The following is a 14796-nucleotide window of genomic DNA, read 5'->3' as shown; positions in this document are numbered from 1 at the left end:
GTTGACCGGCCGCGACAGCTATTTCAACCAGGCTGCGATTCGCTCTACCGCCTCGGCGATCTCGGCTTCCGAGCCCGCGTAGGACAGACGCAGGGTCCGATGTCCTTCGAGCGGATCGAAGTCGAGACCGGGCGTTGCAGCGACGTCGATTTCCGCGAGCATGCGTTTGGCAAAACCCATGCTGTCATTGGTGAAGCGGGTGACGTCGAGATAGGCATAAAAGGCGCCGTCCATCGGTGACGCAATCGAAAGGCCGATCTGCGGCAGGCGCCGCATCAGCAGCTCGCGATTGGCGGCATAACTTGCCTTATAGCGATCGAGTTCGTCGCCGGCGCCAAGAGCGGCGGTGGCTGCCATCTGGGAGAGTTCGGGCGGGGAGATATAGAGGCTCTGCGCCACCCGCTCGATCGGCCGCACCAGGCGTTCTGGCAGCACCATCCAGCCTATCCGCCAGCCGGTCATGCAATAATATTTGGAGAAGGAGTTGATGACGATCGCCTCGTCGGTCAACTCGAGCGCGCTCGCCTCCTCGCCGGCGAAAGTCAGCCCGTGATAGATCTCGTCGGAGATGAAGGCGATGGAATGAGCCGCGCAATGATCCGCAAGCGCCTTCAGCCCATTGCGACCGGTCACCGTGCCGGTCGGGTTGGCGGGGCTTGCGAGCAGCACGCCTTTCAGCGTCACGCCGCTTTCCTTCTGCACCGCCTCGAGGCTCTCAGGCGTCAGGGTAAAGTGAGTCTCGGCTGTAACAGGCACCTCGACCACCTTCAGGCCCAGCGCTCCGAGAATATTGCGATAGGCGGGATAACCGGGTCTTGCGATCGCCACCGCATCGCCGGCATCGAAGAGCGACAGAAAGGCGAGATTGAAACCAGCCGAGGAACCTGTGGTGATGGCGATCCGCATGGGGTCGATCTCCAGGCCGTGGCGATCCCTATAGTGCCGGGCAAGTGCCGATTTCAGCCGTGCCGTGCCTAGCGCATCGGTATAACCGATCCGGCCTTCGGCAAGGGCTTCGCGCGCCGCTTCGAGGGCCGCCTGTGGGGCGGGATGCGAGGGTTGACCGACGGCCATCGAGATGACGGGGTGACCGGCCGCCCGCCGCTTCGTCGCCTCCGCCAGCACGTCCATGGCATGAAAGGGCTCGACTTCGCTGCGTTTCGATATGGAAAACAAGATCGCTTCTCGCTCGGCTTCTTCGATGTTGGCCAGACAATTGCCGCATTAATCGGCTCATCACAATCCCGCGAGGGCGGCGCGGCGGTGAAAATTCCTGTTTGAGCAGAACTCGACGCGCCGTACCTTGACGCGACGCATTCAAGTCCATAACCCGGCCAACGGTCTTCTCGACCAAGACGACCACATTGCCGATGACGAGGATATCATGGCCTTCTTCTCGAAAAGCTTTACCGCACTGGCGCTTGCCGCATCGATCGCTCTTCCGTTTCCGGCGGCAGCGCTCGACGACCAGCAGAAGAAGGAGTTCGGCGAATTCATCAAGCAATATCTGATCGAGAATCCCGAGATCATGCTCGAAGTCCAGGATGCACTGCAAAAGAAGCAGGAAGCCCAGCGGCTGGTGAAGGCCAATATGGCCATCGATGAGAACACCGCCGACATCTTCGATTCGAAGAACGACGTCACGCTCGGCAATCCCAAGGGCGATGTCACCGTCGTGGAATTCTTCGATTATAATTGCAGCTACTGCCGTCACGCGCTTCCCGACATGCAGGCAATGCTGAAGAAGGACAAGAACGTCCGCTTCGTGCTCAAGGAGTTTCCGATCCTCGGGCCGGATTCGGTCGCCGCCCACAAGGTCGCCGACGCCTTCCGCAAGCTGGCGCCGGAGAAATATGCCGATTTCCACGTCGCCCTTCTCGGCAGCGAAGGCCGCGCCTCAGACGAAACAGCGATCGCGGTTGCCACTTCGCTCGGCGTCAGCGAGGATAAGATCCGCGCCGAGATGGCCAAGAGCCCGAATGACGGTATCGTCCAGGCGACCTACCAGCTCGCCTCCAGTCTCGGCATCAGCGGCACGCCATCCTATGTGATCGGCAAAGAACTGGTGCCGGGCGCCGTCGGGCTCGACGATCTCGAAGCCAAGGTCAAGAACATGCGCAGCTGCGGCAAGACCGCCTGCTGAGCAGAGAGCCGCCGATCGGCCGCCCATCAAATCGCCAAAATCGAAGCGTTTCAACCATGTGGACAAATGTGGCGCGATTCCGACTGGCCAATCCGTAAGGGCTTTCAATCGGCCTTCGCGGAGTCTATAGGTTGCCGTCGTACATTTTTCGGAACATTCGATGACGCAAACGATTTTTGTCCTGAACGGCCCCAACCTGAACATGCTGGGCAAAAGAGAGCCCGGCATTTATGGCGGCAAGACGCTGAAGGACATCGAAGCGGACTGCAAGGCGACCGGCCGCGAACTCGGTTTCGATATCGATTTCCGTCAGAGCAACCACGAAGGCACGCTTGTGGACTGGTTCCACGAGGCGGACGAAAAGGCTGCCGGCGTTGCCATCAATGCGGGCGCCTACACGCATACATCGGTTGCGTTGCATGATGCGATCCGCGCGATATCAGTTCCCGTCATCGAACTCCACATATCCAACGTGCATGCACGGGAAGAATTCCGCCACAAGTCGATGATCGCGCCGGCATGCAAGGGCGTGATCTGCGGCTTCGGGCCTCACAGCTACATCCTGGCGCTCCACGCGCTGAAGAACATCACGGCATAAAAAGAAGACAGGGCAACACCATGGCTGAAAAGAAATCGGGTATCGATCAGGCACTGATCCGCGATCTCGCCAACATTCTCAACGAGACGGATCTGACCGAGATCGAGGTCGAGCAGGACGATCTGCGCATCCGCGTTTCGCGCAACGGCGCGACGCAATACGTCCAGGCGCCGATCGCAGCGCCGGCCTTTGCGCCCGCAGCCGCCGCACCGGCGGCAGCTGCTGCCGCCCCGGCCGCAGCTCCCAGCCGCAACCCCGCAAACGTCGTCAGTGCACCGATGGTCGGCACCGTCTACATGGCCCCGGCTCCGGGCGCGCGTCCCTTCATCGAGATCGGCGCGACCGTTAAGGAAGGCCAGACGTTGATCATCATCGAAGCGATGAAGACGATGAACCAGATCCCTTCGCCGAAGTCAGGCAAGGTGACCGAAATCCTCGTCGATGACGGACATCCCGTCGAATACGGCCAAGCCCTCGTCGTCATCGAATAGGCCCATGCCCATGATTTCGAAAATCCTCATCGCCAATCGCGGGGAAATCGCCCTTCGCGTGCTCCGGGCCTGCAAGGAGCTTGGCATTGCCTGCGTCGTGGTTCATTCCACCGCCGACGCCGATGCCATGCATGTGCGCCTTGCCGACGAAAGTGTCTGCATCGGCCCGCCGTCCTCGCGCGAGAGCTATCTCAATATCCACCAGATCGTCGCCGCCTGCGAGATCACCGGCGCGGACGCCGTGCATCCGGGCTACGGCTTCCTGTCCGAGAATGCCAAGTTCGCCGATATTCTTGAAGCCCACGGCATCACCTTCATCGGGCCGACGGCGGACCACATCCGCATCATGGGCGACAAGATCACCGCCAAGACGACGGCACTGGAACTCGGCATTCCCGTTGTTCCGGGCTCTGACGGCGAAGTGAAGACCGAAGAGGATGCGGTGAAGACGGCCGCCGAAATCGGCTATCCCGTGCTGATCAAGGCCACGGCCGGCGGCGGCGGACGCGGCATGAAGGTCGCCAAGAGCGAGGCCGACCTGATCGAAGCCTGGTCGACGGCGCGCACGGAAGCGGCAGCCGCCTTCGGCAACGATGCCGTCTACATGGAAAAATATCTCGGCAAGCCGCGCCACATCGAGATCCAGGTGTTCGGCGACGGGGAAGGCAATGCCATTCATCTCGGTGAGCGCGACTGCTCGCTGCAGCGCCGCCATCAGAAGGTCTGGGAAGAAGCGAATTCGCCGGCGCTCAACGTCGAGCAGCGCATGAAGATCGGCCAAATCTGTGCCGACGCCATGAAGAAGCTGAAATATCGCGGCGCCGGCACGATCGAATTCCTCTACGAGAACGGCGAGTTCTATTTTATCGAAATGAACACCCGACTGCAGGTGGAGCATCCGATCACCGAAGCGATCACCGGCATCGACCTGGTGCATGAGCAGATCCGCGTCGCCTCCGGCGGCGGTCTATCGGTGACGCAGGACGAAGTGCATTTTTCCGGCCACGCCATCGAGTGCCGCATCAATGCCGAGCACCCGCGCACCTTCGTGCCCTCGCCCGGCACGATCACGCATTTCCACGCGCCGGGCGGTCTCGGCGTGCGCATCGATTCCGGCGCCTATCAGGGCTACAAGATCCCGCCCTATTACGACAGCCTCATCGGCAAGCTGATCGTGCACGGCCGGACCCGCGTCGAATGCATGATGCGCCTGCGCCGGGCGCTCGACGAATTCGTCGTCGACGGTATCAACACGACGTTGCCGCTGTTCCAGGACCTCGTCTCCAACCAGGATATCGCCAACGGCGATTACGACATCCATTGGCTGGAACACTACCTCGCCAACACACCGGCGGCATAGGACAGGAATGGCAGGATCGCGCAGGAAATCACCAGGCATTACCCCTGACATCCTCCTGCGCGCCTATTCCATCGGCCTCTTCCCGATGGCCGAGTCCGCCGACGACCCGGAGATTTTCTGGGTCGAGCCGGAACTGCGCGGCGTGTTGCCGCTCGATCATTTCCACGTGTCGAGGAGCCTTGCCAAGACGGTACGCAGGAACCCCTTCGAAATCCGGTTCGATCACGCTTTCGATCAGGTGATCGCGGCCTGCGCCGAGGAGACATTCGGGCGCCCGAGCACCTGGATCAACAGGACGATCCGATCGCTCTATTCGACGCTCTTCGACATGGGCCATGCCCACACCGTCGAAGCCTGGGACGGCGATGAACTGGTCGGCGGCCTCTACGGCGTCTCGCTCGGCTCCGCCTTCTTCGGCGAAAGCATGTTTTCGCGCCGGACGGATGCCTCGAAGATCTGCCTCGTGCATCTGGTCGAGCGGCTCAGGGAAAGAGGCTTCACCCTGCTCGATACACAGTTCACCACCGAGCACCTGAAGACGTTCGGAGCGGTCGACGTGGCGAAAGCCGATTATGCCCTGATGCTGGCCGCGGCGATGGAGTCGCCGCACCTTAAGTTTTAGGCCCGGTCTATTCATCCAGGCGTTGATTTTTCAACCGAGTTCGTTAGCTTCCGAGCCGCAACGGGGGATAGAAGTTGAAACGATATTTTGCGGCCGCGATTCTTTTCGCCTTGTTCACAGGCCAGGCCGATGCGCGCCCTTACCAGGAGATGTTCCCGAACAGGAGCGATTTTTCCGACGCCGAAAAGCCATTGCTGGAGAAGCTCAATTTTCAGCAGGGCGTGATCAAGCTGCCTGAAGCCAAGGCAACGCTGAACGTGCCCGCCGACTTCTATTATCTCAGCCCTGCCGACGCGAAGACGGTGCTCGTCGACATCTGGGGAAATCCTCCGGCGGCGGCGGAGGGAACGAAGGGAATGATCTTCCCGGCGAAATACGCGCCGACCGATATCGAGGCCTGGGGTTCCACCGTCGAATATAGCGCCGACGGCTATGTCTCGGACGCCGATGCCGCCACGACAAATTACGACGAATTGCTGCAAAATATCAAAGATGCGATCAGCGAAAACAACCCCGAACGCGAAAAGCAGGGTTTTCCGAAGATCACGCTTGTCGGCTGGGCTTCCACCCCGCACTACGACAGATCTGCGCACGCGCTGCACTGGGCACGGGATCTGCTGTTCGGCGATGACGCACAGCCGCAGCACACGCTAAATTATTCCGTGCGTGTGTTCGGCCGCGAGGGCGTATTTCAATTCAACTTCGTCGCCGGCCTCGATCAGTTGAAGGAAATCGAAGGCGCCATTCCCACAGTGACCAAGCTGGTGCAGTTCGACAAGGGAATGGCCTACACCGACTACGTTGAAGGCGACAAGATCGCAGCCTATGGGATGGCGGGAATGATCGCCGCAGGCGCCGGCGCCAAGATTGCCGCAAAAGTTGGATTGCTGGCACTCGCCCTCGCCTTCTTCAAAAAGGCCGGCATCGTCGTCATTGTCGTGCTTGGCGGCGCGCTCCGCTTTGCCAAGGGCCTTTTCAAAGGGAATAAGACACCCACTGCATAAGGTGCGCCCAGGCTAAAAGCTGCGATAACCCGTTTCAGAGGACCGGCCTGCACTGCTCGACCAGCCTCTAGAATGTTGTCGTGCGAATGAAGAATGGCTTTACTGAGCTATTCTCGCACGCAGGGCAAATCTATGGAACAGCGCTTCACATTCGATCAGGTCGCGAGCGTATACAGGGAAACACGCCCCGACTATCCCGAAGCTCTCGTCGATGATGTTGTCTCGTATGCCAAACTGAAACCAGGCGATACCCTTCTCGAAGTCGGCTGCGGAACGGGTCAGGCAACGAAGAGCTTCGCGACGCGGGATTTGCAGATCCTTGCGATTGATCCCGGGCCGGAAATGGTCCGCACCGCACGTGAAACCCTAACGAAATTTGCCAACGTTGAACTGCTCGAGACGACGTTCGAGGCTTGGCCTGCTAACAAAGCAGTCTTCCCACTCATCATTGCGGCTCAGTCGTGGCACTGGGTCTCTCCGGAGGTGCGGTTCGTAAAAGCCGCTGAAGTGCTTTCGCCTAACGGATCATTGGCGGTCTTCGGACATGTCCCTGTAGGGATACCCACGCCCCTGCTTGAACAGTTCAAAGGAATATTCCTGCATCACACTGGCGGCTGGGGGACTCCGCCCGAAGCTTGGTACCTGCCTAGTGGTCCATTCAAACGCTGGTTTGACGAGTCGAGATTGTTCGGGGCGGTGGAGCACCGATGCTATTCGTGGAAGTGGCAGCACACAACATCGAGCTATATAAATTTCTTGCGCACCCGATCGGATGTTCGGATGCTCAGTTCAGCGATACGTGAAGAGCTGCTCGGCGAAATCACAAAAGCGATCGACGGTGAAGGTGGAGAGTTCAATTTGGACTACGAAACTCACCTGTACATTGCTCGCCGTGTTGACCACGGCGACTAGAGCGGTTCAGCTTTTAACGGAAGCGCCGAATCGCTCTATCCCTTTGTTTTTACGCAACTTCGGACGAAAAACCGCTTCGCACTTTTCCTGGAATTGCTCTAGATTCTGATTCTGTTTCTTTGCTAAGGACGAACGGAGACCACAATGCGCAGGACTGATTTCCGTACTCATACGGCGCTTGGCAAGGTAGCGATACTGTTAGGCACCTTTTAGCGTCAGGCTCCGAGGGCTTTAGCGTGATGTCGCCTTGGCGCCGTCGGGCGCAGGGACGTCCGAGCTCGTCTTGCAGTCCTTCAGCCAGACGTCGTAGATCGGGTGCTCGACGGCATTGAGGCCGGGGCTGGCGGCGAACATCCAGCCGGTGAAGATGCGGCGGATCTTGCGGTCGAGGGTGATCTCGTCGACCTCGACGAAACCGTCGATCTTCTGCGCTTCCGCCTGGTCGCGCGAATAGCAGGCCTTGGGCGTCACCTGTAGCGCGCCGAACTGCACCGTCTCGTTGACATAGACGTCGAAGGTCGTGATGCGGCCGGTAATCTTGTCGAGGCCGGAGAAGACGGCGACCGGATTTTCGATGCGGGCGGCATTTGCCGCAACTGGGGGAAGCAGGGCCGAGAGCGCCAGCAGCGATCCGGCGGCACGCAGCACGATGTTCCGCGTGAAGAGCTTCATATCTACCCGTCTCCAGACATTTTCAGTTCAACACCGCGGTCAAGCGCGGCCAACCTGCGGGTATAGGTCAATTGTGGCCAAAAGCCGGGCTTGGGATCGCCCGGTCAAGCCGTCTCAGTTGCCCGGCGTCCAGGCGTCGTAATCGCCGGTGACGCGCGGCCGCTCGCCCGGAACGGCGATGGAACCCGGCGGACGGTAAGCCTGCGGTGAACCGGTGAAGTTGGGGCGATGCGCCTTCTGCCATTCCTTGGAGACGTAGCTCTCCTTGGACGGGGGAACATCGGTGCGATGATGCATCCAGCCATGCCAGCCCGGCGGAATGGCGGAAGCATCGGCATAACCCTTGTAGATTACCCAGCGCTTCGGCAGGCCGTAGGACGACATGCCGCCTTCGTAATAGATGTTGCCGAATTCATCCTCGCCGACGCGCTTGCCGAAACGCCAGGTCGCAAAACGCGTGCCCATCGTCTGACCGTTCCACCAGGTAAAGGTTTGAACCAGAAGATTCCACATGTCTTTTCCTTGTGCCCGCCAGATGCGAGCCAAACCAGAATTCGTTTCCTCGCTTATGCCGTCGCCAAGGCGAATTGTCCAGCGATTCCACGACAAGCGCGGGTCATTTCAAAGCCATCTTGAAGCCCAGATGCGACGGCTTGAAGCCCAGCCTTTCATAGAAACGATGGGCGTCCTTGCGCAACGCATTCGAGGTCAACTGCACCAGCCTCACACCGCGGCCTTTTGCCTCGGCAATGGCGAATTCGATCATAGCCGCACCGATCCCCTGCCCGCGCCTATCGGCCCGCGTCTGCACCGCCTCGATGATCATCCCCGAGGAGCCGCGGCCGGTCAGCGAGGTCGTCACCATCGTCTGGAATGTACCGACCACCTCGCCGCCACACTCCGCGACGTAAAGCGTCTGGTCGGGTGAAGCCTCGATGACCGCGAAGGCGCCGAGATAATCCTGAATGGCTTCGGGGTCGGTTGTATCGCCATGACCGCCGACAGCGTCGGCAGCAAATATTGCCACCAGTGCCGGCAGGTCGTCCTTGCGGGCCTGGCGAATGAGAAAGTCGGGCAACTCGACTACCACGGCCTCAATGCCCCTCGAGCGGTTTTTCGAAGATCAACGAGGGAATGCCGGATTGCCCGGCCCCGCTATTCTCGTTGCGGCCGACCTCGGTGAAGCCGTGCGAGAGATAAAAGGCGATTGCCGCCGCATTCCGCGGCTCAACTTCGAGACGCATGATCTCCGCATCCGGGAAGCAGGTTTCAAGCTCGGCGAAGAGATCGCGGCCGATGCCCTGGCGCTGCAGCGCCGGGCTGACATAGAGGAGATGCAGCATGACCGTCTTCGTCAACGCCTCTGACATTGCCGCGTAACCCATGCCGCCGATATTGCGGCCGTCGTCGGCAACAAGGAATTCGGCGTCCTTTCGCACCAGGCGCGCCTTCAGCGCCGCCGGCGAAAAGAGATGGGCGGCCAGCTCAGCAACCCTGGCAGCACCGTGGATGCCGTCGTAAGTCGCATGAAAACTGTCGACCAGCAGGGCGCGAACCTTCTCCAGGTCGCGCTCGCCGGCAGTGCGGACGAAATACACCGCTTATTCCTCGATGCCGAGCTTCGCCTTGACGAGCGCCTGGACGGCCTGCGGATTGGCCTTGCCGCCGGTCGCCTTCATCACCTGGCCGACGAACCATGCGGCCAGGGTCGGCTTCGCCTTGACCTTTTCCACCTGATCGGGATTGGCGGCAATGATCTCGTCGACGGCCTTTTCGATCGCGCCGGTATCCGTCACCTGCTTCATGCCACGGGTTTCGACGATCTCGGCGGGATCGCCGCCTTCGGTCAGCACGATCTCGAAGAGATCCTTGGCGATCTTGCCGGAGATGGTTCCGGCCTTGATGAGATCGATGATGGCGCCGAGCTGGGCCGGCGAAACCGGCGTCTGCTCGATGTCCTTGCCGGTGCGGTTCAGGGCGCCGAGCAGATCGTTGATCACCCAGTTTGCCGCCGTCTTGCCGTCACGGCCTGCGGCGACGGCTTCGAAATAATCGGCAATCGCTTTTTCGGAAACGAGCACCGAGGCGTCGTAGATCGACAGGCCGAGCTCGCGCACGAAGCGCTCCTTCTTGTCGTCAGGCAGTTCCGGCAGATCGGCTTCGAGCGCCTTGATGAAGGCATCGTCGAATTCGAGCGGCAGCAGATCCGGATCGGGGAAATAACGATAGTCGTGCGCATCCTCCTTGGAACGCATCGAACGCGTCTCGCCCTTGTTCGGATCGAAGAGGCGGGTCTCCTGATCGATCGTGCCGCCATCTTCCAAAATGCCGATCTGGCGGCGAGCTTCATATTCGATCGCCTGGCCGATGAAGCGGATGGAATTGACGTTCTTGATCTCGCAGCGCGTGCCGAAGTCCTCACCCGGACGGCGGACGGAGACGTTGACGTCGGCACGCATCGATCCTTCGTCCATGTTGCCGTCGCAGGTGCCAAGATAGCGCACGATCGAGCGCAGCTTGGTCATATAGGCCTTGGCCTCGTCGGACGAGCGCATGTCAGGCTTGGAGACGATCTCCATCAGTGCGACGCCGGAACGGTTCAGATCGACATAGGACATGGTCGCGTGCTGGTCGTGCATCGACTTGCCGGCATCCTGCTCCAGGTGCAGGCGCTCGATGCCGATCTCGATATCTTCGAACTGGCCCTGGCGGTCCGGCCCGAGCGAAATGACGATTTTCCCCTCGCCGACGATCGGATCCTTGAACTGCGAGATCTGATAGCCCTGCGGCAGGTCGGGATAGAAATAGTTCTTGCGATCAAACAGGGAGCGCTTGTTGATCTGGGCTTTCAGGCCGAGGCCGGTGCGAACCGCCTGCTTGACGCATTCCTCGTTGATGACGGGCAGCATGCCGGGCATGGCGGCATCGACCATCGAGACGTTCGAATTCTGCGGCTTGCCGAATTCCGTCGAGGCGCCCGAGAAGAGCTTCGAATTGGACAGCACCTGGGCATGGACTTCCATGCCGACGATGACTTCCCAGTCGCCGGTGGCGCCGGGGATGAAGCGTTTCGGATCAGGCGTGCGGACGTCGACAAGGGTCATCTGATGCTCTTTGCAGGCTGTTCTTTTCCACTGGTGAGGTAAAGGAAATGGCGTGCCGGTGCAAGGCTTTCGCCATGGCGCGCATCGTGGTTTTGCCATCCATTAACGGAGCCACGGTAGGGTTCCCCCGATGACGATGATCGATATTATCAAATGGGCCGTACTGCTTCTGGCGCTGAACCTCTCGGTGTTCTCGATCTATTTCTTCGACAAGCAGGCGGCGCGCCACGGCAGGCGGCGCATCAGCGAGCGCACGCTTCTCATCCTTGCCCTGATCGGCGGCAGCCTTGGCGCGCTGGCTGCACAGCAGTTGCTGCGGCACAAGACGAGAAAGGAGCCGTTCCGGTCGATCCTGGCGGCGATCTTGATCCTGCACGGCGCACTGATTGCTGTGCTGGCCTTCTTGCCGCAATGGAGCCCTCTCCTTCTTTAGGATTTTTGAAGCATCAGAATTCCAGCCCATACTCACCTTGGCTATCCGAAACGAGCTGTTTCGTCAGTCCAACGGAGGGCACGTCGCGGTCGAGCTTCGGATTATAGGCGACCGAGAGCCAATGGATGCTGTAGCGGTGCTTCCGGAAGAAGCCGATCGCCTCGCCATTGCCGGAATGGGTCTGCATCGCCGCCGTCTCGAAGCCCTGGCCGGCGATGTCCTTTTCGATGCGCTCGAGAAGAGCCGAACCAAGCCCCTGGCGGGTGAAGGCGGGATCGATCCAGAAATCAGAGATGGTTTCATCCAGCCCCTCGCGCGCCGCCCAGCCTGCGACCTGGCCGTTCTGCTCGACGACGGTGATGGTCAGCCAGTTATTTCCCACGAAATTGCGAAAGGCATTGCGGGCTGCGTCGATCATCGCGTCCGATTCGCCGATCGACGCCATCGCCTTTTGCCAGGCCCTCAGGCCGATCTCGCTCAATAGCTCCGCTTCGCCGTCGCGAGCATTGCGAATGTGGATCAACGACACCTCCGCGTTACCCCGCAACTAGACCATTGAGTCGCGGAATTTACCAGTACCTCCAAAGGGATGATCGGCCAAAAGTAAAGGTTTTCGACTGGTTTTGACCTGAGACCACGCTCTTGACCGAATTTTCCGGGCTGAATAATAAACCCTATCGAGGTGTTTTATGTTGAGCCTGCCTGAGACCCGGTAAAGGCCCTGCCCGCAAGTTCGCTTGCGCGCATGGGCCCGAAAAAACGAAGCCCTGACGTTCGAATGAGCGCCAGATCGTTTTTCTGCGCCCCGCCGGGCGCGACACCGGATCTCAACACATGGACATTTCTCGCACGGAGCAGCGCATCCTGCATCTCATGGCCCAGGGCGGCCGCATTGAAATTACCCGCGACGACGACAGGAAGATCGAGGCGGTCAGTTGCTTCACCCGCGACGGCTGGCTCTATCCCGGCGTCGACCTCGATCTCTCCGCAGGCTGAAGCGGCTGAGGGCAATCAAGTCCAAAAGCGGCCAGCCCTACCGGATCACCGAAAGAGGGCTGAGGTTGGTGAGGTCACAGCTCAACAACAGGTAATTCGGCAACCATCCTGACCGCGCTGGAAACCGGTGCGGTCAGGGCATGCTCTCAACCTTTTGCAGAAAGTTCCGTCCGCATCATCGACCACTCATCGGCCATCGTGCCCGTGCCGCGCGTCTTGCCGGCGCGGCGATACCAGTAGTCGGCATTCCAGTCGTCGCCCTCGATGCGATGGCAAAGCGCATGGCCCCAGTCGAACGGCTGTTCGCCTTCGTGGCGCTGACAGATGTCGTGTACCGCCTGCCAATCCGCGCCCATGGTGAAACCGCCGGCAGCAAGGCGATCCGCTGCCTCGATCAATCGCGCAAGATCATTGTTCGGCATAAAACCTCCTTGCCGCTTCCGGCTATCGATCAGCCAACCGCTTCTCCAGATGCACCTTTTCGAGTTCGACGCCCATGCTCTTGGAAAATTCGCGGCCGCGCCAGACGATGGTGAAGCCACAGCGTTGGTAGAGCCGGATCGCGCCGTCGTTCCCGGCATGCGTGTCGAGCCTGGCGGTCGCCAGCCCCTCCGCCGCCATCAGCTCGCACAAATGCAGCAGGAGAGCCCGGCCGACGCCTTTACCCTGATGATCGGGATGTACCCAGAGATCGGACACATAATTCGGTTCGTTTTCGCGCGCGCCCCAGCCGATGATCATTTCGCCCCGTTCGGCAACGAAGATCTCACCTATCGTTTCCTTAGGAAAGATGGCGAACTCGTGCCGCACCCGGGCAATCACATCGGGATCGCGATAGCTGTCCTCGAAGGCATCGCTTGCGGCCCATGCGGCGAAGCCGACGGCGCCGACCGCTTGGTGGTCGGCAGCCGCTATCTTTCGGATCGTGAGGTCCGTTACCACCACTTGGCCGGGGTAAACCGGCCGGCCGCCTGCTCGATGACATGAGCGGTCTTGAACAGGGTTTCTTCATCGAAGGGCTTGCCGATCAGCTGCAGGCCGAGCGGCAGGCCCTTCTGGTCGAGGCCGGCGGGCACGGCGATGCCGGGCAGGCCTGCCATGTTGACCGTCACCGTGAAAATGTCGTTCAGATACATCTTCACCGGATCGGCGGCGAGGTTCTCATCGGCAATGCCGAAGGCCGACGACGGGGTTGCCGGCGTCAGGATCGCGTCGACGCCGGCGTCGAAGGCCAGTTCGAAATCGCGCTTGATCAGCGTGCGCACCTTCTGGGCGCGGATGTAATAGGCATCGTAATAACCGGCCGACAGCACATAGGTGCCGATCATGATGCGGCGCTTGACTTCCTTGCCGAAGCCAGCAGCGCGCGTCTTCTCGTACATGTCGACGATATCCTTGCCGTCGACACGCAGGCCGTAACGCACGCCGTCGTAACGCGCAAGGTTCGAGGATGCCTCGGCCGGAGCGACGATGTAATAGGCCGGGAGGGCGTATTTGGTGTGCGGCAGCGAGATGTCGACGATTTCGGCGCCGGCGTCCCTCAGCCAGGCGATGCCCTGGCGCCAGATGGCTTCGATCTCATCCGGCATACCATCGACGCGGTATTCGTTCGGGATGCCGATCTTCATGCCCTTCAGCGACTGGCCAATCGCGGCTTCATAATCCGGAACCGGCAGATCGACCGACGTCGTATCCTTGGCATCGACGCTTGCCATCGACTTCAAAAGGATCGCGGCATCACGCACGTCGCGGGCGATCGGGCCTGCCTGGTCGAGCGAGGAGGCGAAGGCGACGGTGCCCCAGCGCGAGCAGCGGCCATAGGTCGGCTTGATGCCGACGGTGCCGGTGAAGGCGGCCGGCTGGCGGATCGAGCCCCCGGTATCGGTCGCCGTGGCGCCGGCGCAAAGATGCGCGGCGACAGCTGCGGCCGAACCGCCGGAGGAGCCGCCGGGCACGAGTTGCTGGTTGGAGCCTGCGGCACGCCAGGGATTGATCACCGCACCATAATGCGAGGTCTCGTTGGAGGAGCCCATGGCGAACTCATCCATGTTCAGCTTGCCGAGCATAACGGCGCCGTCATCCCAAAGGTTCTGCGTGACGGTCGATTCATAACGCGGCTCGAAACCATCGAGAATGTGGCTGCAGGCCTGGGTGTGAACGCCGACGGTGGCAAAGAGATCCTTGATGCCGAGCGGAATACCTTCGAGCTCGCCTGCCTTGCCGGTGGCGATGCGCTCGTCGGAGTTCTTCGCCATGACGCGGGCAAGATCCGGCGTCACCTTGATATAGGCGTTCAGCCGGCCGTTGGCCGCATCGATCGCCGAGATATAGGCTTCGGTCAGTTCGGTCGCGGTGATTTCCTTGGCGCGCAGCTTCTGGCGGGCTTCGTCAATGGTCAGGCTGGTGAGTTCGCTCATCGTGTTTTCGCTTCAGATCTGGAAATGGCAACAGGGTCGGAAAG

18 protein-coding genes and 1 pseudogene are annotated in these 14796 nt (G+C 60.4%); 9 read left to right on the top strand and 10 right to left on the bottom strand.

Features of this window, described 5'->3' with window-relative positions; genetic code table 11:
- Positions 1-18: 18 nt before the first annotated feature.
- Positions 19-1176, bottom strand: coding sequence for a pyridoxal phosphate-dependent aminotransferase (locus QMO82_RS10610; RefSeq protein ID WP_183607491.1), 1158 nt, complete (start codon positions 1174-1176; stop codon positions 19-21).
- A 208-nt stretch (positions 1177-1384) separates the two neighbouring features.
- On the opposite strand from QMO82_RS10610, the gene QMO82_RS10605 reads away from it, so the two are divergent.
- The 7 genes from QMO82_RS10605 to QMO82_RS10575 all read left to right on the top strand — a co-directional run bounded on the left by QMO82_RS10605 (position 1385) and on the right by QMO82_RS10575 (position 7130).
- Positions 1385-2143, top strand: coding sequence for a DsbA family protein (locus QMO82_RS10605; protein ID WP_183607710.1), 759 nt, complete (start codon positions 1385-1387; stop codon positions 2141-2143).
- A gap of 160 nt (positions 2144-2303) precedes the next feature.
- Complete coding sequence (gene aroQ, locus QMO82_RS10600; protein ID WP_183607492.1) at positions 2304-2741, top strand: type II 3-dehydroquinate dehydratase; 438 nt, start codon at positions 2304-2306, stop codon at positions 2739-2741.
- Positions 2742-2761: 20 nt separating this feature from the next.
- The gene (gene accB, locus QMO82_RS10595) at positions 2762-3232 is read left to right on the top strand and encodes an acetyl-CoA carboxylase biotin carboxyl carrier protein (protein WP_183607493.1); all 471 of its coding nucleotides are present in this window, start codon (positions 2762-2764) and stop codon (positions 3230-3232) included.
- Positions 3233-3236: 4 nt separating this feature from the next.
- Complete coding sequence (gene accC / locus QMO82_RS10590) at positions 3237-4592, top strand: acetyl-CoA carboxylase biotin carboxylase subunit (protein WP_183607494.1); 1356 nt, start codon at positions 3237-3239, stop codon at positions 4590-4592.
- Positions 4593-4599: 7 nt separating this feature from the next.
- Positions 4600-5214, top strand: a complete 615-nt coding sequence (gene aat / locus QMO82_RS10585) for a leucyl/phenylalanyl-tRNA--protein transferase (protein ID WP_183607495.1) — start codon at positions 4600-4602, stop codon at positions 5212-5214.
- A 74-nt stretch (positions 5215-5288) separates the two neighbouring features.
- Complete coding sequence (locus QMO82_RS10580; RefSeq protein WP_183607496.1) at positions 5289-6218, top strand: DUF2167 domain-containing protein; 930 nt, start codon at positions 5289-5291, stop codon at positions 6216-6218.
- Between the two features lie 132 nt (positions 6219-6350).
- A complete protein-coding gene (locus tag QMO82_RS10575) occupies positions 6351-7130 on the top strand; it encodes a class I SAM-dependent methyltransferase (protein WP_183607497.1) in 780 nt (259 codons plus the stop codon).
- Positions 7131-7361: 231 nt separating this feature from the next.
- Here the strand turns inward: QMO82_RS10575 and QMO82_RS10570 are convergent, their stop codons facing one another.
- The 5 genes from QMO82_RS10570 to gatB form a co-directional block, all read right to left on the bottom strand.
- Positions 7362-7802, bottom strand: a complete 441-nt coding sequence (locus QMO82_RS10570) for a DUF2155 domain-containing protein (RefSeq protein ID WP_183607498.1) — start codon at positions 7800-7802, stop codon at positions 7362-7364.
- Positions 7803-7916: 114 nt separating this feature from the next.
- On the bottom strand, positions 7917-8315 hold the full coding sequence (locus tag QMO82_RS10565) for an NADH:ubiquinone oxidoreductase subunit NDUFA12 (protein ID WP_183607499.1): 399 nt from the start codon (positions 8313-8315) through the stop codon (positions 7917-7919).
- Positions 8316-8418: 103 nt separating this feature from the next.
- Positions 8419-8892 carry a GNAT family N-acetyltransferase gene (locus QMO82_RS10560; protein WP_183607500.1) on the bottom strand — a complete coding sequence of 158 codons (474 nt, stop codon included), beginning with the start codon at positions 8890-8892 and terminating at the stop codon, positions 8419-8421.
- 4 nt (positions 8893-8896) lie between these two features.
- A complete protein-coding gene (locus QMO82_RS10555; RefSeq protein WP_183607501.1) occupies positions 8897-9400 on the bottom strand; it encodes a GNAT family N-acetyltransferase in 504 nt (167 codons plus the stop codon).
- Positions 9401-9403: 3 nt separating this feature from the next.
- Positions 9404-10906: an Asp-tRNA(Asn)/Glu-tRNA(Gln) amidotransferase subunit GatB gene (gatB, locus tag QMO82_RS10550; protein WP_183607502.1), complete on the bottom strand. Its 1503-nt coding sequence runs from the start codon at positions 10904-10906 to the stop codon at positions 9404-9406.
- A gap of 130 nt (positions 10907-11036) precedes the next feature.
- Here gatB and QMO82_RS10545 point away from each other — a divergent pair, with 130 nt between their 5' ends.
- A complete protein-coding gene (locus QMO82_RS10545; RefSeq protein ID WP_183607503.1) occupies positions 11037-11339 on the top strand; it encodes a DUF1294 domain-containing protein in 303 nt (100 codons plus the stop codon).
- A gap of 13 nt (positions 11340-11352) precedes the next feature.
- Here QMO82_RS10545 and QMO82_RS10540 read toward each other — a convergent pair whose 3' ends face one another.
- Entirely contained in the window at positions 11353-11862 is a 510-nt protein-coding gene (locus QMO82_RS10540; protein WP_183607504.1) for a GNAT family N-acetyltransferase, read from the bottom strand.
- Positions 11863-12173: 311 nt separating this feature from the next.
- On the opposite strand from QMO82_RS10540, the pseudogene QMO82_RS10535 reads away from it, so the two are divergent.
- Positions 12174-12430, top strand: a pseudogene (locus QMO82_RS10535) (YjhX family toxin).
- Between the two features lie 51 nt (positions 12431-12481).
- Here the strand turns inward: QMO82_RS10535 and QMO82_RS10530 are convergent.
- Genes QMO82_RS10530 through gatA form a run of 3 tightly spaced genes read right to left on the bottom strand, consistent with a single transcriptional unit; the run spans position 12482 to position 14752 of the window.
- Positions 12482-12757, bottom strand: coding sequence for a hypothetical protein (locus QMO82_RS10530; protein WP_183607505.1), 276 nt, complete (start codon positions 12755-12757; stop codon positions 12482-12484).
- 22 nt (positions 12758-12779) lie between these two features.
- Positions 12780-13280 (bottom strand): GNAT family N-acetyltransferase, encoded by a 501-nt coding sequence (locus QMO82_RS10525; protein WP_183607506.1) that lies wholly within the window; start codon positions 13278-13280, stop codon positions 12780-12782.
- The gene (gene gatA, locus QMO82_RS10520) at positions 13271-14752 is read right to left on the bottom strand and encodes an Asp-tRNA(Asn)/Glu-tRNA(Gln) amidotransferase subunit GatA (RefSeq protein ID WP_183607507.1); all 1482 of its coding nucleotides are present in this window, start codon (positions 14750-14752) and stop codon (positions 13271-13273) included. Before gatA ends, QMO82_RS10525 begins: the two co-directional genes overlap by 10 nt.
- Between the last annotated feature and the right edge of the window lie 44 nt (positions 14753-14796).

The sequence above is a fragment of the Rhizobium sp. BT04 genome, from assembly GCF_030053135.1.
GTDB lineage: Bacteria > Pseudomonadota > Alphaproteobacteria > Rhizobiales > Rhizobiaceae > Rhizobium > Rhizobium binxianense.
This window is presented reverse-complemented; position numbering and strand designations above follow the sequence as displayed.